Origin of the sequence: Paeniglutamicibacter sp. ZC-3 (assembly GCF_025847175.2) — a bacterium.
GTDB lineage: Bacteria > Actinomycetota > Actinomycetes > Actinomycetales > Micrococcaceae > Paeniglutamicibacter > Paeniglutamicibacter sulfureus.
In genome coordinates this window covers 88,543-105,646 of sequence record NZ_JAOYTG010000012.1, presented here as the reverse complement: position 1 = coordinate 105,646, position 17,104 = coordinate 88,543, and the positions used below count along the sequence as shown (strand labels likewise).

At 65.2% G+C, this 17,104-nt stretch carries 16 protein-coding genes and 1 pseudogene; 5 read left to right on the top strand and 12 right to left on the bottom strand.

Annotation, left to right across the window (positions count from 1 at the left end; genetic code table 11):
- Positions 1–10: 10 nt before the first annotated feature.
- The 5 genes from OIU93_RS13420 to fbaA form a co-directional block, all read right to left on the bottom strand.
- Complete coding sequence (locus OIU93_RS13420) at positions 11–274, bottom strand: hypothetical protein (RefSeq protein WP_264270573.1); 264 nt, start codon at positions 272–274, stop codon at positions 11–13.
- A gap of 1 nt (position 275) precedes the next feature.
- Complete coding sequence (locus OIU93_RS13415) at positions 276–593, bottom strand: hypothetical protein (protein ID WP_264270572.1); 318 nt, start codon at positions 591–593, stop codon at positions 276–278.
- 122 nt (positions 594–715) lie between these two features.
- Positions 716–2,689, bottom strand: coding sequence for a serine/threonine-protein kinase (locus OIU93_RS13410; protein ID WP_264270571.1), 1,974 nt, complete (start codon positions 2,687–2,689; stop codon positions 716–718).
- Positions 2,690–2,788: 99 nt separating this feature from the next.
- Positions 2,789–3,208, bottom strand: coding sequence for a DUF3151 domain-containing protein (locus tag OIU93_RS13405; protein WP_264270570.1), 420 nt, complete (start codon positions 3,206–3,208; stop codon positions 2,789–2,791).
- Positions 3,209–3,210: 2 nt separating this feature from the next.
- On the bottom strand, positions 3,211–4,233 hold the full coding sequence (gene fbaA / locus OIU93_RS13400; RefSeq protein ID WP_264270569.1) for a class II fructose-bisphosphate aldolase: 1,023 nt from the start codon (positions 4,231–4,233) through the stop codon (positions 3,211–3,213).
- Positions 4,234–4,641: 408 nt separating this feature from the next.
- On the opposite strand from fbaA, the gene OIU93_RS13395 reads away from it, so the two are divergent.
- A complete protein-coding gene (locus OIU93_RS13395) occupies positions 4,642–5,391 on the top strand; it encodes a hypothetical protein (RefSeq protein WP_264270568.1) in 750 nt (249 codons plus the stop codon).
- Positions 5,392–5,414: 23 nt separating this feature from the next.
- Here the strand turns inward: OIU93_RS13395 and OIU93_RS13390 are convergent.
- Together OIU93_RS13390 and OIU93_RS13385 are read right to left on the bottom strand one after the other, a co-directional pair.
- Positions 5,415–5,753, bottom strand: a pseudogene (locus tag OIU93_RS13390) (M23 family metallopeptidase); the annotation flags it as partial.
- Positions 5,754–6,334: 581 nt separating this feature from the next.
- Positions 6,335–7,009, bottom strand: a complete 675-nt coding sequence (locus tag OIU93_RS13385) for a TrmH family RNA methyltransferase (protein WP_372342930.1) — start codon at positions 7,007–7,009, stop codon at positions 6,335–6,337.
- Between the two features lie 162 nt (positions 7,010–7,171).
- On the opposite strand from OIU93_RS13385, the gene corA reads away from it, so the two are divergent.
- Complete coding sequence (gene corA, locus OIU93_RS13380; RefSeq protein ID WP_264270567.1) at positions 7,172–8,179, top strand: magnesium/cobalt transporter CorA; 1,008 nt, start codon at positions 7,172–7,174, stop codon at positions 8,177–8,179.
- 134 nt (positions 8,180–8,313) lie between these two features.
- Positions 8,314–9,108: an HAD-IIA family hydrolase gene (locus OIU93_RS13375; protein WP_264270588.1), complete on the top strand. Its 795-nt coding sequence runs from the start codon at positions 8,314–8,316 to the stop codon at positions 9,106–9,108.
- 169 nt (positions 9,109–9,277) lie between these two features.
- Here the strand turns inward: OIU93_RS13375 and OIU93_RS13370 are convergent, their stop codons facing one another.
- From OIU93_RS13370 to OIU93_RS13350, 5 genes are all read right to left on the bottom strand, one after another.
- Positions 9,278–9,835, bottom strand: a complete 558-nt coding sequence (locus tag OIU93_RS13370) for a gluconokinase (protein WP_372342929.1) — start codon at positions 9,833–9,835, stop codon at positions 9,278–9,280.
- Positions 9,832–11,061 carry a D-mannonate dehydratase ManD gene (manD, locus tag OIU93_RS13365; protein ID WP_264270566.1) on the bottom strand — a complete coding sequence of 410 codons (1,230 nt, stop codon included), beginning with the start codon at positions 11,059–11,061 and terminating at the stop codon, positions 9,832–9,834. The genes OIU93_RS13370 and manD overlap by 4 nt, the downstream gene beginning before the upstream one ends.
- A gap of 56 nt (positions 11,062–11,117) precedes the next feature.
- Positions 11,118–12,572 (bottom strand): mannitol dehydrogenase family protein, encoded by a 1,455-nt coding sequence (locus OIU93_RS13360; protein ID WP_264270565.1) that lies wholly within the window; start codon positions 12,570–12,572, stop codon positions 11,118–11,120.
- Positions 12,569–13,978, bottom strand: a complete 1,410-nt coding sequence (gene uxaC, locus OIU93_RS13355) for a glucuronate isomerase (protein ID WP_264270564.1) — start codon at positions 13,976–13,978, stop codon at positions 12,569–12,571. Before uxaC ends, OIU93_RS13360 begins: the two co-directional genes overlap by 4 nt.
- 77 nt (positions 13,979–14,055) lie before the next feature.
- Positions 14,056–15,075, bottom strand: coding sequence for a LacI family DNA-binding transcriptional regulator (locus OIU93_RS13350; protein ID WP_372342928.1), 1,020 nt, complete (start codon positions 15,073–15,075; stop codon positions 14,056–14,058).
- Positions 15,076–15,555: 480 nt separating this feature from the next.
- Here OIU93_RS13350 and OIU93_RS13345 point away from each other — a divergent pair, with 480 nt between their 5' ends.
- Together OIU93_RS13345 and OIU93_RS13340 are read left to right on the top strand one after the other, a co-directional pair.
- Positions 15,556–16,566: a TRAP transporter substrate-binding protein gene (locus OIU93_RS13345; RefSeq protein ID WP_264270562.1), complete on the top strand. Its 1,011-nt coding sequence runs from the start codon at positions 15,556–15,558 to the stop codon at positions 16,564–16,566.
- A 29-nt stretch (positions 16,567–16,595) separates the two neighbouring features.
- Positions 16,596–17,099, top strand: a complete 504-nt coding sequence (locus OIU93_RS13340; RefSeq protein ID WP_264270561.1) for a TRAP transporter small permease — start codon at positions 16,596–16,598, stop codon at positions 17,097–17,099.
- Positions 17,100–17,104: the final 5 nt, after the last annotated feature.

Sequence of the window (17,104 nt, the reverse complement as noted above, 5' to 3'; positions counted from 1 at the left end):
GCGGGCCTTCTCAGTCCGACATGGGTAATAAGGCGAAAAGGCTGACCATCGCCCCCACGACGGCCCCGGCAAAGACCTGGCTGCTGGTGTGGTGCCTGAGCTGAACCCGTGACCAGCTGAGTATTCCCACCACGGCCACCGCCACGGCAGCGCCAAAAGGCTGGTCTTCAAGGATGTGGAGGGCCACGAAGGCGGCAACGGCCACATGGATCGAAATCTTCCAGCGCAGTGTGATGCCCCCGGTGATCAGCAGGCCCGCCAAGATCAGCAACACCTCACGCAGGAGGACCGGTTCGACCCGAAGCCACACCATCAGCGCCAGGCCCAGCAGGATCGGCCAACGCGGTCAACAGCAATGGCCACCGCTGTTCGCGCCGGGTGATGTGGATGTCACTGACTTTCCCGGTCTTGCGGGCCCAGACGAGGGCCGCCCACGGGATGAGCATGGTGAAGGTGGTGGCCACGAACGCGTGGGGCCAGGAGACCTGCGGGAACCTCAGCGGGGTGAACATCAACAACGCGGTGACCAGGACCGTCGGGGCACAGAGATGGGATATCAGCCATGGCAGTTGCCTGGAACGGGGAAGGGTCATGGTTTCCGGTTTTCCTGGAATCGGAGGTGGGCGCGGGTCATTGATCCTCCGTCCCGGTGCGCCGGGTCTTCGAGACCGTGAGGGCATCATTCGCTGCCTGTTCGGCAGTCCGCGACTACCGGCTACCCGCGGGTGGTGATGCCAAACGGGTCGCTGGCCAGGTCGGTGAAGTTGCCGACCCCGGCCCGCAGGATGCAGTTCGGGGTGACCGACAACGCGGTGACCACCAGCCCGTCGGCGGAGACCGCCAGGGAACCGGAACAGCCGTCGGAGAAGCGCACGCCCTTCTCGCCCCCGGCCACCGCGGCGAGCATTGCCGAGGCCTTGCCCGTGGACGGGGAGGTGTAGAGCGGGTTCAGCACGTCTTCGCCGCCGGGCCACACCGGCACCAGGGTGACCGGAAGCGCGGTCTGGCTCACCGTTCGCGCCGGGGTGACGACCTTGATGTCCCGCAGCCGCTGCACCGGATACGCCGAGCCGGCCGCAGCAGGGTCCGACACCGCTGCGGTGGTTGCCGCGGCCGAAGCTTCCAGCCATTGCTCCAGGGCGTTCTCACCGACCAGTTCCACCGGAATCCTGGCGCTGGCCTCGACGCTGCCCTTGGCCGGGACGGTGATCCCGGCAAGACTCCACCCGCAGGTTGCGGAGATGCCAGTCAGGCTCGGCTGGTTGCGTGTTGCCTCGATCTTTTCCCAGGTCGCCGGTGGACAGGAGGCTGACGCGGACGCGCCCGGGAGCACCTCGAGGAAGGGCCCGCCCAGCGGTGATTTTTGCGCCGCATAGGTGATCGTCAGCGTCACTTCGTGCGCCTGGGCGTCGTATTGGGCGCTGCGGCTGACGGACAACCCACTGGGCAACGGGGCGTCCTGCTGGCTCGCGGTGGAATCTGCTGCCGGTGCCGCCGCGGGGGCCTCGGGCTTCGCCAGCGCCACGGCCCCGATGACGATGGCGATGGCCGCCACGAGGCCGCCGGCGATCATCGCGATGGACTTGCCGTGCAGCCATGCAGGCCGCGACCCGGCGCGTACAGGGGCGGGTGCCGGCTGTGGGCGGGGCCGCAATTCGGGCCGCGGCATCGACCGCACCACGGTGTGCTGGCCCACCGGACCCAGTTCGGGGAGCGCGGAGGCACCGGATCCGGAATCCGGAACCTCCTCCGACACTGGATCGGGGGCCGCGGCCGCGCCGCGCAGCACCGTGGCCGGACGCTCAAGGGGCTGGAAGTCCTCGGGTTCGGAGGCCAACGGCAGGGCCGGCAGGTCGGCGAATTGGGCAGCCAGCCGGCGCAGCCGCGCCGCGGCCTCGGGCGCGCCGGGCCGTTGGCGCGGGTCCTTGCCCAAGAGCGATTCGAGCGCCTCCCACAGGGCATCGGGCACCGCCAACCGCGGCGGAAGGGTGGTCACGTGGCGGTAGGCAAGGGTGAAATCGGTTCCCGTCCCGGCGTACGGAGTCCGCCCGGAAAGCATCTCGTAGAGCATGATGCCAGTGGCGTAGAGATCGGCGGCGGGCCCGATCTCGCCGGTACTGAGCAGTTCGGGCGGCATGTAGGCGGGGGTTCCCACCATGCCGGTGGTGTGTCGGGATTTTTCGTGCATGACCGAGGCGATGCCGAAGTCCGAGACCCGCACGGCTCCTGCAAGTCCTGGCCTCCACGGTTCGGCCAGCAGCACGTTGTCGGGTTTGATGTCCCGGTGCGTCGTGTTTCGGGTGTGCGCATACGCAATGGCGTCCAGCATCTCGGCGCAGATGGCCAACGCGTCTGAAGCGGGAAGCGTACGGCGGTCTTCGAGCAGGTCGCGGAGGGATCCTCCGGGCACCAGGTCCATGAGGATGGCGAGCCTTTCACCCTCGACCACCAGGTCCCTGACCGCCACGATGTTCGGGTGCCGCAGTGCCAAAAGCACCGAACGTTCCTTCACGAAGCGCTCAACGAGGGCGGGGTCGTGGGCGTGTTCCGGGCGCAGCACCTTGGCCGCGAGGTCGGGGTCGCCCGGGAGCGCGCTGACCCGCCACACCTCGCCCACCGCACCGGAGCCGAGGGGCTCGACGAAGCGGTAGGAGGCGCCAAGCGCGTCACCGGGCTGCACGTTTGCCATTCTTTTTCGTCTGCTCCTTGGTTAAGCAGCAATTGTTCGTGCCGGACCCGGGGGTCGGCACGAACAATTGCCAGCGGGGCCTAAGGCGGCCCGACGGGATTACTCGGCTTCGAGCGCTGCGGCCGCGAGCGGATCGGAATCGTTGAGGAAGCGGCCAATGCGATCGACTTCCTCGGCCTCGCCGATGGCTGCGGCGGCGCGCTGCAGCGCATACAGCGAACGCAGGAAACCGCGGTTGGGCTCGTGCGCCCAGGGCACCGGGCCCTGGCCGCGCCAGCCGGCCTTGCGCAGGGCGTCCAGTCCGCGGTGGTAGCCGACGCGGGCGTAGGCGTAGGACTCCACGGTGCGGCCCTCCGCATGCGCGTCGTTGGCCAGCAGGGCCCACCCCAGCGAGGATGCCGGGAAGGCAGCGGCAATGTCCACCGCTTCGTCTCCGGCTTCCAGCCGCGCCTTGACCTCGGTCTCCTCCGGCAACAGGGTTGCGGGGATGCCGAGCAGGTTTGCTCCAAGATCTGCCATGGTTACTTCAGCGCCTTTCCGGCGGAACCGAGCTGACGTGCGGCCTCCACGATGCGGGCGGCCATCGAAGCCTCGGCGGCGGCACCCCAGACGCGCGGGTCGTAGGTCTTCTTGTTGCCGACCTCGCCGTCGATCTTCAATACGCCGTCGTAGTTGGCAAGCATGTGGCCGGCCACCGGGCGGGTGAAGGCGTACTGGGTGTCCGTGTCGATGTTCATCTTGATGACGCCGTAGGAAACCGCGTCGGCGATTTCCTTGTCGGAGGAACCCGAGCCGCCGTGGAAGACGAGGTCGAACGGGTTGGCCTTGCCAAGCTTGGACCCGACCTGCTCCTGGATGTCCTTGAGGATCTCCGGACGCAGCTTGACGTTGCCCGGCTTGTAGACGCCGTGCACGTTGCCGAAAGTCAGCGCCGTGATGTAGCGGCCGTTTTCGCCGGCGCCCAGGGCCTCGATGGTGGCCATGGCGTCCTCGACGGTGGAGTACAGCTTGTCGTTGATGGCGTTTTCCACGCCATCTTCCTCGCCGCCCACGGCACCGATCTCGACCTCAAGGATCTGCTTGGCCGCGGCGGTGCGCGGCAGCAACTCCTTGGCGATGCGCAGGTTCTCCTCGAGGGTCTCGGCGGAACCGTCCCACATGTGCGAGTTGAAGTACGGGTTGCGGCCGGCAGCGACCTCGGCCTCGGAGGCCGCCAGCAGCGGCAGGACGAATTCGTCGAGCTTGTCGGCCGGGCAGTGGTCGGTATGCAGCGCGATGTTTACGCCGTAGCTCTTGGCCACTTCGCGCGCGAACGCGGCAAAGGCCAGCGAGCCGGTGACCATGTTCTTGACGGAGGCACCCGACCAGTAGGCTGCGCCACCGGTGGACACCTGAATGATTCCGTCGGATTCTGCTTCCGCGAAGCCGCGGATTGCGGCATTCAGGGTTTGCGACGACGTCACGTTGACTGCGGGGAAGGCGTAGCCGCCGGCCTTCGCAGAATCAATCATGGCGTTGTACTGTTCCGGTGTTGCGATGGGCATACTGACTCCTATGTAGAAAAGGAATGTGTGGGGAGTAGACCTCGTTGGCTGTTCCCATCCTATCTACTTGTGTGCTGGATCGCTTACGGGATGACGCGAGGTCACCGAAGGGCGGCTCTGCGTGGTGGGTTTGTACAGTCTGTCCGTGGTTGCCTCGACCCCGCGCGAGGACACGTAGGTGGCCGATCGGCCTTCCCATCCACATCGCGAGGCATTCAGCGCCTCCGTCCTCCGGTGAGCAACCGTTGCGGCACTCCGTGGGTCGCGCTTCCCGAAACTGAGTCCGGGAGGCCCCGGCCAGCCCGGGACCGCCGATCACTCCAGCGACGGTTCTGGGACGGGCCATGGTCGCCGAAAACCAATAACTACGGTTATTTCGCTGTGCTTGCGGACGAGGACAGAGTCTCCATGCCGCCACTTGTGATCGACGCGCCACTTGACGATTCCGTAGCCGGAGTCCCGGATCGCGATTCAGGCAATCTACTCGACGCCTCGGTTGAAGCGCTGGTTGAGGCGCTGGTCGAAGCGCTGGTTGAGGCGCTGCTCGACGACTCGCTCGAAGCGCTGGTTGAGGCGCTGGTCGGTGACTCGCTCGAAGCGCTGGTCGAGGCGCTGCTCGATGACTCGCGCGAAGCGCTGGTCGGAGCGCTGGTCGAAGCACTGGTCGAAGCACTGGTTGAGGCGCTGCCCGAGGACTCGGTCGGTTCGACGGAAGGTGAAACCGTGGGTTCCGTGGTGTCCGGGGATGAATTGGTCGGCGGAGTTGTTTCGTCGCTCCGCGTAGGCGTCGGACTCGTTTCGGGTGGCGCCGACTTTGTGGGAGAAGGATCGGGCGTGTCGTTCGGCGAGGGTTTGACGCTCGGCGTAGACGTCGGTTTCGGCGTGGGCTTTGTGTCGGGCGTGGGCTCTTGGCTCGGTTTCCGCCGTGGGGATTCTTTACCGGGTGCCGTTGACTTGGGCGGGGTCCTGCTCGGTTCCGGCATCTCCACCTCGATGTCGTGGCCGTTCTGGCTCTCGGTCCGCGGCGCCCCCGAGTTGCGGATCGGTTCGGCGGCGATGGTGGTGCGGCGCGAATCGATTTTCGGAATTGGCTGGCCGGGGATGACGGGCAGGAAGTTCCGGGGATCGTTCCAGCGTCCGTTGATGATCACTTCGTAGTGCACGTGGCAGCCGGTTGAGTTGCCCGTGGTGCCGCTGAGCGCGATGAGCTGACCCTGGCTGACGGTGTCGCCCACTTTGGCGATGAGCCGTGAGTTGTGGCTGTAGCCCGTGCGCACCGAGGATCCGTGGTCGATGGTCACGCGCAGTCCGGAATGCCCTGCCCAGGCAGATTGGACGACCACCCCGTCCGCCGTCGCATATACCGGGGAACCGCAGGGAATCGCGTAGTCCTGACCAATATGGATTTGGGTGCCCGGCCCGGTTGGATTGTTTCGCCAGCCATATGGACTGGTGATGAGTCTCGAGGAAACCGGGTGGATCAGTTGGATCCCGCCTGGCAGTACACCCAACGGCCCCACATTTTGCCCCACGAGTTGACCGGCGAATTGCCCGGTTGTCCCCCCGGGGCCCTGCGCCGATCCCGGGTCGGAGGCGTCGGGCAAAGGCAGGCCTTCGGCCGCGCTGGTGATGTTCTCCGTGTCCCAGGCAATGGCGTCGACCCCGCTCAGCAGCGAGAGCTCGACAGGTTGCCTGTAGGAAGCCCCCTCGACCGCAAGCGGGGACGATGCCACGGGAATGGAGGCCACTTGGCGGTCGGCCAGTGTCGGTGTGCTGGATACTGCAAGTGCGGCAACGATGGCGATTCCCGCGGCAGCTGCTCGGGCTGCCTTCGGCTGCCTACGCCTCTGGGATGGCTTGGGCAGCGGAAGCGGATGATTGACGCGATGCTTCTTCACCAGCGGGCCTCTCCGTTCCCCGGTCCGACACCACGGCCGGTCCCGTCGCACGAACGTCGGCGTCGTTTCCGCTTTGGGAACGGTGACTGCACAAGCCCACCGCACGGGACCGAGCGCCCAACATTTACGCTAACTGAAGGACGGTAGGGAAAGAAGGGATATTGGCCATGGGTCTGGAATTCTGGCCAAGCGGCTACGTTGGGTTAAACCGTTTGGTTGAAAACGTGGCGTCGGATCCACGCATGCATGGCGATTCCGGCTGCCGAAGCAGCGTTGATGGACCGAGTAGAACCGAATTGTTCGATTGACAATGTTGCCTCGGCGCTTTGGTGGACTTCCTCGCTCAGCCCCGGCCCCTCTTGACCGAAAACCAGGACACAATTGCGTGGCAGCTCATAGGTCTCCAGCTTCTGGGAATCCGGGAAAATGTCGATACCGATGATCGCCAATCCTTCACCCTGAGCCCATGCAACGAAGTCCTCGACCGTCGGGTGGTGGCGGACGTGCTGGTAGCGGTCGGTGACCATTGCCCCGCGCTTGTTCCAGCGGCGGCGTCCGATGATGTGCACTTCCTTGGCCAGAAAGGCGTTGGCGGTGCGCACCACGGTGCCGATGTTCATGTCGTGCTGCCAGTTTTCGATGGCAATGTGGAAGTCGTGGCGGCGCTCGTCAAGGTCGGCGATGATCGCCTCCATGGACCAGTAGCGGTACTTGTCCGCCACATTGCGCCGGTCTCCCTGCTCCAGCAGTTCGCGGTCGAAGTGGTCGCCGGATGGAAAATCGCCCTCCCACGGGCCGAGGCCCACCTCGGGGCGTTCCTCATGGACGGGATCGTACTCGGTGGGTTCTGGTGCGGGGGATTCAACGGCGGAAGTCACTCCTCAAGGGTAGTCGCCAATGGTCCCGCACCGGATCCCTGCCCTAAAACCGCAGGTCGGGGAACCACGCGTGCAATGGCGTGCGGCCGGTTGATGGCAAACTTGGCTAAGGCACGATTGGTTCGCCGGGTTTTCCTCCGGCCCGGAACGCAAGGAGGATCCATGCCCATCATCGACAATGCGATCTACGTCAAGGGCAAGCGAGTGATCCATCCTCCGGACCTCAGCTCCACGTTCGAGTCCATGAAGGAGTCCGGCGGCATGGCCTGGCTGGGACTCTATCGACCCGACGAGGCCGAAATGCGGGAAGTCTCCGAGGAGCTGGGCCTTCACGAACTGGCGGTGGAAGACACGCTCTCCGGCCACCAGCGTCCCAAGCTGGAGCACTACGGCGACCACCTTTTTGTGGTGCTTCGACCGGCCCGCTACATTGATGAATCGGAAAAGGTCGAGTTCGGGGAACTGCACGTCTACGTCGGAGCCGACTTCGTGGTGACGGTACGCCACGCGGAGTCTCCCAAACTGGCGCAAGTGCGCCACCGGCTCGAGGACGAAGCCGGGCTCTTGGCGATCGGCCCCGAGGCCGTCCTTTACGCGGTCGTTGACCAGGTCGTGGACGAATACGAGCCGGTGTTTGCGGGCCTGAGCAACGACATCGACGAGATCGAGGACCAGCTGTTCTCCGGGACCCCGAACGTCTCGAGGCGCATCTACGAGCTCTCCCGGGAGGTCATTGAATTCCAGCGCGCGCTCGCGCCGTTGGAGGACGTCCTCACCCGTTTGCGCAGGGACTTCAGGCTCAGCGACATTTCCGAAGACGACGCCCTGGAACTTGACCGCAAGCTCATCGACGTCCAGGACCACGCGATCCGGCTCACCGAGCGCATTACCTCCTTCCGCGCCCTGCTGACCAACGCCCTGTCGCTGTCCTCGACGCTGGCTTCACAGCGGGCGACGGAGGCGGGACTGGCGCAAAACGAGCAGATGAAGAAAATCTCGGCGTGGGCCGCCATCCTCTTTGCCCCGAGCCTGGTCACCGGCGTGTACGGCATGAATTTCACGCACATGCCCGAATTGGACTTCACTTTTGGCTATCCGGCTGCGATCGGGCTGATGTTCGCCCTCGGAGTGGGACTCTTTGTCATCTTCAAGAAGAACAATTGGCTCTAGCTCCGTCCGCGGCTTCGTGCAATGCCGGAAACCTGAAAGACTAGTGGCAGCAGGAAACCTCTCGAAAGGAACACCCACACGTGTCAACGCATGAACCACGCAACGTCCATGACATTGAATGCTGGCTCACGGACATGGACGGGGTGCTCGTCCACGAAAACCAGGCCATCCCGGGCGCCGCGGACATGATCGAGCATTGGGTCGCTTCCGGCAAGCGCTTCCTGGTGCTGACCAACAACTCGATTTACACCCCGCGGGACCTGCGCGCGCGTTTGCTTTCCTCCGGGCTGGACGTGCCCGAGGCCAACATCTGGACCTCGGCCATGGCAACCGCGGAGTTCCTGCGCCGCCAGCGGCCAGGCGGTCGGGCCTTCGTGATCGGCGAGGCGGGATTGACCACCGCGCTGCACGATGCCGGTTTCATCCTGACCGACCAGGACCCGGAGTACGTGGTGCTGGGCGAGACCCGCACGTACTCCTTCGAGGCCATCACCAAGGCCATCCGGTTGATCGCCGGCGGCGCCCGCTTCATCACCACCAACCCGGATGTCACCGGCCCCTCGCCCGAGGGCCTGCTTCCGGCCACCGGTTCCGTGGCGGCGCTGATCACCCAGGCCACCGGCAGCGCCCCGTACGTGGTCGGCAAGCCGAACCCGATGATGTTCCGCTCTGCACTGAACCGGATCGACGCGCATTCGGAAACCACCGCGATGATCGGGGACCGCATGGACACCGACATCGTCGCGGGCATGGAGGCAGGGCTGCTGACCATCCTGGTCCACACGGGAATCACTCGTCCCGGCGACGTGGCATCGTTCCCGTTCCGCCCGGATGTGGAACATGATTCGGTGGCCGAGATCCTGGCCGAACTTCGCGAGGGACGCGTCGGCGAGGATTCGTTCGTTGCCTCCGGGCCGCACGAAGACTGATGTGCAGCATTGACCCACGGTGGCCGTGCCCGGATTTTCGGGCACGGCCACCGTGGGTCAACGTCTCGGTCCGTTGGGGATTTCTGATCTCGTATGGAAGGCAAAAGGCCACGGTGCAAGGGAATCATTCCCTTGCACCGTGGCCTCCGTACTACACCCAGCCGATGGCTCAGGCTCGCGCGTCCAGCCAGCCGGCGGCTTCCTGCGCCAGCTGTGCCGGCGTAGCCGCGATGTCCAGCACCACGCCGGCTTCATCCGATTCGAGCGGCTCGAGTGTGGCCAGCTGTGATTCGAGCAATCCGACCGGCATGAAGTGCCCGGGGCGGGCGCTCATGCGTTCGGTCAGCAGCTCGACGGTTCCGTGCAGGTGGATGAACACCGTACCCGGCGCCTCGGAGCGGATCAGGTCGCGGTAGGAGCGCTTGAGCGCCGAACACGCGATGACCATCGACCCGGATTCGGCCGAGCCGAGGCGTTCGCCCACCTCGCGCAGCCACGGTTCGCGGTCCGCGTCGTCCAGCGGGTGCCCGGCGGCCATCTTGTCGATGTTCGCCTGCGGGTGCAGGGAATCCCCGTCGAGGAATCCCGCACCCAGTTCCGCGCCGAGCAGCTCACCCACGGTGGACTTGCCGCAGCCGGAGACACCCATGACGATGACCCGGTGCAGCGTGACTGCCGCGCCGTTGAGGGCGGTGTCGGTGGCGGCTTCCATGGTTTCGGCGCTCACCAGTCGTGGACGGTGCCGTCGATGAGACGGTTGTAGGGCAGGTAGGCCTGCTGGTACGGGTAGGACAGCGCGGCCTCTTCGTTGAACTCGACGCCCAGGCCCGGCTTGTCGCCCGGGTGCAGGTAGCCGTCCTTGAAGGTCATGGACTGCTCGAAGACCGTGTTGGTGGCGTCCGAGTGCTGCATGTATTCCTGGATGCCGTAGTTGTGGATGGCCAGGCCCACGTGCAGCTGGGCGGCGAAGCCCACCGGGGAGATGTCGGTCGGGCCGTGGAAGCCGGACTTGACCTGGTATTGGGCTGCGTAGTCCATGACCTTCTTCAGCGGCGAGATGCCGCCGAAGTGGGTGGAGGCTGCACGCACGTAGTCGATGAGCTGTTCCTTGATCAGCGACTGGAAGTCGTAGATCGTGTTGAAGACCTCGCCGATGGCGATCGGGGTGGTGGTGTGCTGGCGGACCAGGCGCAGCGCTTCCTGGTTTTCGCCAGGGGTGCAGTCCTCGAGCCAGAACAGGTCGTAGGGCTCCAGCGACTTGCCCAGCTTCGCGGCCTGGATCGGGGTCATGCGGTGGTGGCCGTCGTGCAGCAGCGGGATCTCGGGGCCGAATTCGTTGCGCACGGCCTCGAAGACGGTCGGCAGGTGGCGCAAGTAGGCGCGGGTGTCCCAGTCCTCTTCCTGCGGGAATGCGCCGCGACCGGCGGGCTCGTAGTCGTAGCGTTCGCCCGAGGCCTGGGTCTGGGCGGCAACACCGTAAACGGCCTTGATGCCCGGGACGGCGGTCTGCACGCGGATGGACTTGTAGCCCAGTTCCAGGTGCTCGCGGATCGAGTCGAAAAGCTGCTCGGTGTCGGTGCCCGAGGCGTGGCCGTAGGCGCGCAGGCCGTTGCGCGACGCGCCGCCCAGCAGCTGGTAGACCGGCATGTTGGCGGCCTTGCCCTTGATGTCCCACAGGGCCATGTCCACGGCGGCGATGGCTGCCATGGTGATGGGCCCGCGGCGCCAGTAGGACGAGCGGTAGAGGAACTGCCAAGTGTCCTCGATGCGATGTGCGTCCTTGCCGATGAGCAACTGCGCGACGTGGTCCTTCAGGTAGGACGCGACGGCAAGTTCGCGGCCGTTCACGGTGGCGTCGCCGATGCCGACCAAGCCGGATTCGGTGGTGACCTTGAGGGTCACAAAGTTGCGTGACGGGCTGGTCACAAATACTTCTGCCTTGATGATTTTCATGGCAATCCTTTCAAATGCGCGGTGCAACGGTGCACCGGTGGTGACGGGGAGAGAAGTTAGTTGGTGAAGCTTCCGCGCAGGGCGTGGACCGAGGCGGCCAGGGAGGGGTCGGTGCCGAGCCCGGTCTCGATGACGCCCAGCAGCGCGGCGGTCTGTTGCGCGGAGCCGGAACGGACGGCGTGGTCGGCCAGAATCGCTTCCAGCGCCGTTGCGTTCGCATCTCGCACCGGGGTTCCGGCCGTATGTTGCGCCGCCAGCTGGTCGCACCAGGCGGCCAACAGGCGCAAGGCAGCGGTGCCGTCGCGCCCGGCAGCCTGCTCGGCGCGGAACACCGGCAAGGCGCGGGCGGCAAGCTTGAGCGATCCGTCGTCTGCGATCTGGGCCAGGAAGTGGGCGATGCGCGGGTTCTCGAAGCGTTCGCGCAACGCCTTGCGGTATTCGGGGACCTTGAGTTCCGGCTCGGTGAGGTGTGCGGCAGCGGCATCCCAGAATTCCTCGACCCAACCGGAAACGGTCGGGTCGGCCAGGGCCTGGGCGACGGTTGCGTGTCCGCGCAGCTGCCCGGCAAAGGACATCAGCGTGTGGGCACCGTTGAGCAGCCACAGCTTGCGGCGTTCAAAGGGCTCCAGGTCCGTCACGAACTGGGCGCCGGCTTTTTCCCAGGCAGGGCGGCCGGCCGGGAAGTCCCCGGAAAGCACCCAGGAGGTGAAAGGCTCGGTGACTACCGGAGAGACATCGGCGAAGCCGGTTTCGGCGGCCACGGTGTCGCGGTCGGCGTCGGTGGTCCGCGGGGTGATGCGGTCGATGGAGGTGTCCACGAATGAAATGTTCGCATCGATCCAGCGCGCCAGCATTGGGTCCACGGCCTGCGCGAAGCCCAGGATGCCGGCCCGTGCCACCGCGCCGTTGCCCGGCAGGTTGTCGCAGGACACGACGGCCAGCGGCCAGCCGTCGCCGGAACGGCGGGCAGCCAGGCCGACCACCAGGCGTGCCGCGGCGGTGCCCAGGGCCAGGGCCTCGAACTCGGCGGCGGTCTTGGCGAAGACCCCGGCGTCGTAGCATTCCCGCAGGACCCCCAGGTCCGCCAGGACCTGGTCGTCGTCGAGGTTCAACGTCGGTTCCGTGGCCCCGGGGGCCATCTTGTAGCCGGCCTCCGTGATGGTCAGGGTGACGATCGCGGTGGAGGGGCTGGCCAGCAGGGTGGACAGCGCCGCCATGTCGTTGCCGTCGTGCGCCTCCACGATGGAGTCGATGACCTCGAAGCTGTCCCCGTCCGCTTCGCGCCGGATGAGGGTGTACAGCCCGTCCTGGGCCGCGAGCTCCGTCGCGGCGGTGGCGCTGCGCCCGGTGAACGCGGCGATCCCCCATCCGTCGTTGGCCTTGGCTGTGTACCAGGCCTGGTGGGCGCGGTGGAAGGCGCCCAGGCCGATGTGCACGATCCGGACCTCGGCCTTGGGCGCCGGGTGGGTCGTGCGGTTCAGTTCGCGGGTGGCCACGGATCCGGCGCTCACAGCTTGAACGCCCGGCGCGGTGCGGCGTCGACGATGTCGACGATGATCTCGTGGGCGCGTTCCTCGGTGATCCGGTGCTCGGCGACCAGGCGGGCCAGGAAGGAGGCCTCCACGCGGCGCGAGGCGTCGTGCCGGGCGGGGATGGAGCAGAAGGCGCGGGTGTCGTCGATGAAACCGGAGGACCGGGAGAAGCCGGCGGTCTCGGTGACGGCGGAGCGGAAGCGCATCATGGCATCGGGTGCATCCAGGAACCACCACGGCGCCCCGATGAACACCGACGGGTAGAACCCGGCCAGCGGTGCGATCTCGCGGGAGAACACGGTTTCGTCGATGGTGAAGGGGATGAAGTGGAATCCCTTGGCGGTGCCGAAGTCGTTGAGCAGCGGCTGCAGTCCGGTGGCGAAGTCCACGGCAAAGGGGATGTCATGCCCGGTGTCCGGGCCGAAGGCCTTCAGCGTGGCTGCGTGGGTGTTGCGGTGCACGCCCGGGTGCATCGTCATGACCAGTCCGTCTTCCACTGCCATGGCGGCCTGCTGGTACATCATGTGCGCCTCGAAGGCAAAGGCCTCGGCGGTGGAGGCGGTGCCGGCCATGCCCTTGGCGAAGAGTGCGGCGGCCTCGTCGCGGGAAAGCTTCAGCGTAGCGGCCGAATGCGAACCGTGGTCGGAGGACACTGCGCCGTGTTCGACGAAGTAGGCACGGCGGTTGGCCATCGCGGCCATGTAGCCGTCGTAGCCGGTGGCCCCGTGGCCGGCGGCCTGGATCAGCGCGTCGGCCTTGGCGGCGAAGTCGGCGCCCCAGAACTTGATGTAGGCGTCGGGGCGGAAGGTCGGCAGCACCCGGGAGGTGAAGGACGCGTCATCGGCCAGTGCGCGGTGCGCTGACAGGTCGTCCAGTGGGTCGTCGGTGGTGGCCATGACCTCGATGTTGAAGGAGTCCATCAGCGCACGCGGGCGGAAGCCCGGCTCGTCGATCTTCGCCTGCAGCGCGTTGAAGGTTGCCTCGGCGGTTTCCTCGCGGATGTCAAGGTCGTCGATCCCGAAGACGTCGACGAATTCTTGGCGCAGCCAGTACCCCGATGCGGTGCCGTCGAAGGCCCTCCAGTTGGCGCAGAAGATACGCCAGGCATCCAGGGCGCCGACCTCGGAGGTGCCGCCGACGCGCAGCTGTTCAAGCGGTACGCCGTTGGCGTGCAGCAGGCGGGTCACGTAGTGGTCCGGGCTCAGCAGCAGTGCGGTGGGATCCGGGAACGGGGTGTCGTTGGCGATCATGGCCGCGTCCACGTGGCCGTGCGGCGAAATGATCGGAAGGTTTTCCACGTCTTTGTGGAGCGACCGGGCTATCTCGCGGACACCGGGGTCTGCGGGCAGAAGCCGATCGGGGTGGTTCGCAATCGAGGAAGACATGTATTGATCGTCCGTATCCCTGGCACGTATTGGCAACAAGTTGCCACGAGTTGCACCACGGGGAAGTTGGCCGCTGGCTACCTTTTGCGCGGCACGGCCGTCGATCTCCGCAGGGCCAACCGGGTGGGCAGCACAACCGGGCGTTCGGGAACCGCCGATCCTCCCCCGGCAATCACCAGGAGGTTGCGCACTGCGGTGGCGCCCAAGGCATGCAGGGGCGCCGCAACGCTGGTCAGCCCCGGTGTCACCAACTCCGCATCGCTGGAGTTGTCGAAACCTACGATGCTGATGTCACCCGGAACATCAAAACCGCTCGCCTGGGCCTGGCGCATGAATCCAATGGCCAACTGGTCGTTATAGGCCAACACGGCCGTGGCATTTGTCGCCATGATTTCGTTCGCGATGGCCGCTCCTGCGGCCATGGTCGGAACACCGGGCTCAAAAAATGCAATCTTGATCCCGAATTCGGCAGCGCATTCCTTCAGGGAGCGCCAGCGCATTCCGTTGGCCCAGGAGGCTTCCGGTCCTGCCATATAGGCAATGTCCCGGTGTCCCAATTGCCGGAGGTGCTCCACAGCCCGCAACACACCGCGCTGGTTGTCCGTGACAACGCTGGCAACCCCGCTCACCCCGCGATTCATGACGATCGTGGGTTTTTGCTTGGCCATGGATCGAATGGCCGCGTCCGACATCCGCGAACTGCTCAGCACGATCCCGTCCACGATATCCATCGAACGTTCAATCGCCTCGCGTTCGATAACCCCGGATTCACGGGTATGCGCCAACAGCATGGTGTAGCCGTTCTTGGCGGCTTCTTCCTCCGCACCGCGGATCATTTCGAAATATACAGGATTGGAAATGTCCGCGACGACCAGGGCGATGGTCCCCCTACGCTGCTTGCCCGAGGCCATGGGACGACGCATCTCCACCGACCGGTACCCGATTTCCGTGGCCACGGCACGAATTCGTTCGGCAGTTGCGAAGCTCACCCTGCCCGGACGGGCAAATGCCCTGGAGACCGTGGATGCCGACACCCCCGCGGCGCGGGCAACATCGTAAATCGTTGCCGGCCGCTTATTTTCCCCGAGATCATCCATACGTTACAGTGTGCTGCCCCAAAACCGATTTTGCGAAGATCAAGACAACCAGCGGCAACAATCGGCATCGCTTGCCGCGCGCAGCATCGCGACCAAGGCTTCAATCCCCACCCACGCCCCGAGGTTCCGTTCCGGGCCGTTTGCCAGTCTGGAGTCGTGCCCTTCGTCTGTCCGGCCGCCGTCGGGCCGAGATTTCGCGGGGGCCCGCGATAAACTGGGGATCCGGGCCCCCGAGTCTTCGACGAGGTCGTGGAACTGGAAGCGGCCCCGGCAAACTTCCCGGGCACCCCTTTGACCCATGGCATGAAAGTGACGCATGCAACTAGTGGCAACTTGTTGCAATAAAGCATCTTTGTTTGGCTCCATGGATTATGGCAAGGACCCGCCACGCTTGGTGGCGGTGTCCCCAATGCAAGGTGATTCGGCCGGGGAACCGCGCCCTTACAGATGCCCCTATGCGGGCAGGAAACAGGTAAACACATGCGTTCCACAAAATTCTTGGGACTTGCAGGCACCGCAGCAGCAATGATGCTGACGCTCGCGGCCTGCGGTGGCGGCGATGCTTCGGGGGCCGGCGATTCAAAGGAGTTTCGCCTCGCCCTGAACCAGACCGAAACCCACCCGTCCTACATCGCACTTGACAACATGGGCAAGAACCTCGACAAGGCCACCGACGGCCGCGTGTCGGTTGACGTCTACGCAAACGAAACTCTCGGCGCCCAGCAGGAGGCAATCCAGCTGGTCAGCGATGGCACTGTGGAGATGGCCGTCGTTTCCGGCACCCAGCTGGAGAACCTGAACCCGGAGTTCCAGGTCTTCAACCTGCCGGGCGTCTTCGACAACGTCGAGCACCAGATGAAGGTTGTCGGCGACGAGACAATCGTTGGCGATCTCTACTCCTCCCTCGAGGACCAGAACCTCACCGTGCTTGGCGGCTTCACCCAGGGAACCCGCAGCATCTACAACGCCAAGGGCCCGGTCAAGGGTCCTGCCGACATGGCCGGCATGAAGATTCGCGTTCAGGAATCCGACGTCCAGCTGGACATGATCAAGGCCATGGGCGGCGCCCCTGCCCCAATGGCCTTCGGCGAGGTCTACACCGCGCTCCAGTCCGGCGTGATCGATGCGGCGGAGAACAACGAGGTCTCCTACCTGACACAGAAGCACTCCGAGGTCGCCAAGTACTTCTCCAACACCAACCACCTGGTCGGTCTCGACTACGTGGTCGTCAACACCGACGCCTATGAGGCAATGTCGGCGGAGGACCGGACGGCGTTCGATGAGCAGTGGACTGCCGCAGTAACCGAGCACACCGGGCTGTGGACCACCGAAACCGAAAAGGCCCACAAGGAGCTCGAGGGCTCGGGCGTGAAGTTCAACGACGTGGACACCGCCGCATTCCAGACCGCGCTGAAGCCGCTGATCGAAAAGTACGTGACGACCGACTCCGCCAAGAAGATCTACGACGCCGCACGCGCTGCAGCCAGCTAGTCCCCCTTGGTTAACGAACAGGTAATTTCATGCAAGTAGTAAAGAAAAGCTTCGATAGATTCCTCGCGGTGGCCTGCGTCGCATTGTTCGCAGTCCTCGTGGTGACGGTGGTCTGGCAAGTCTTCTCCCGCCAGGTCCTCAACAGCCCCAGCGCCTGGACCTCCGAACTCGCGCAGTACCTGTTCGTCTGGCTTGGATTGTTCGGTGCCGCGCTGGTCTTCGCCGAGCGTGGGCATATCGCGGTCGACTTTGTCGTCCGCAAGTTCCCGCCAGTGGTGGAAAAGGCGACTGCGGTGTTCGTCCAACTCGCCATCATCGCGTTCTCCGCACTCATATTGGTGTGGGGCGGATACCGCGTGGCCGAGAAATCGTGGGGGCAGGCCCTGAGCGGCCTGCCCGTCACGGTCGGTCCGCTGTACCTAGTCATGCCGATCACCGGAATCATCATCATCTTCTATGCGCTGTTCCACACGCTGGCGGTTATCCGCGGCGACGAAGAGCCCATCGCAGACACCGAACCAGACGTCGTCTAGGAGAA

Bases quoted from the DNA above. Each gene is read 5' to 3' on its own strand.
- OIU93_RS13415 (WP_264270572.1), bottom strand. From the start codon at position 593: ATGACCCTTCCCCGTTCCAGGCAACTGCCATGGCTGATATCCCATCTC.
- uxaC (WP_264270564.1), bottom strand. From the start codon at position 13,978: ATGTCTTCCTCGATTGCGAACCACCCCGATCGGCTTCTGCCCGCAGAC.
- corA (WP_264270567.1), top strand. From the start codon at position 7,172: ATGCCCATCATCGACAATGCGATCTACGTCAAGGGCAAGCGAGTGATC.
- OIU93_RS13340 (WP_264270561.1), top strand. From the start codon at position 16,596: ATGCAAGTAGTAAAGAAAAGCTTCGATAGATTCCTCGCGGTGGCCTGC.
- OIU93_RS13405 (WP_264270570.1), bottom strand. From the start codon at position 3,208: ATGGCAGATCTTGGAGCAAACCTGCTCGGCATCCCCGCAACCCTGTTG.
- OIU93_RS13345 (WP_264270562.1), top strand. From the start codon at position 15,556: ATGCGTTCCACAAAATTCTTGGGACTTGCAGGCACCGCAGCAGCAATG.
- manD (WP_264270566.1), bottom strand. From the start codon at position 11,061: ATGAAAATCATCAAGGCAGAAGTATTTGTGACCAGCCCGTCACGCAAC.
- OIU93_RS13350 (WP_372342928.1), bottom strand. From the start codon at position 15,075: ATGGATGATCTCGGGGAAAATAAGCGGCCGGCAACGATTTACGATGTT.
- fbaA (WP_264270569.1), bottom strand. From the start codon at position 4,233: ATGCCCATCGCAACACCGGAACAGTACAACGCCATGATTGATTCTGCG.
- OIU93_RS13375 (WP_264270588.1), top strand. From the start codon at position 8,314: ATGGACGGGGTGCTCGTCCACGAAAACCAGGCCATCCCGGGCGCCGCG.
- OIU93_RS13410 (WP_264270571.1), bottom strand. From the start codon at position 2,689: ATGGCAAACGTGCAGCCCGGTGACGCGCTTGGCGCCTCCTACCGCTTC.
- OIU93_RS13395 (WP_264270568.1), top strand. From the start codon at position 4,642: ATGCCGCCACTTGTGATCGACGCGCCACTTGACGATTCCGTAGCCGGA.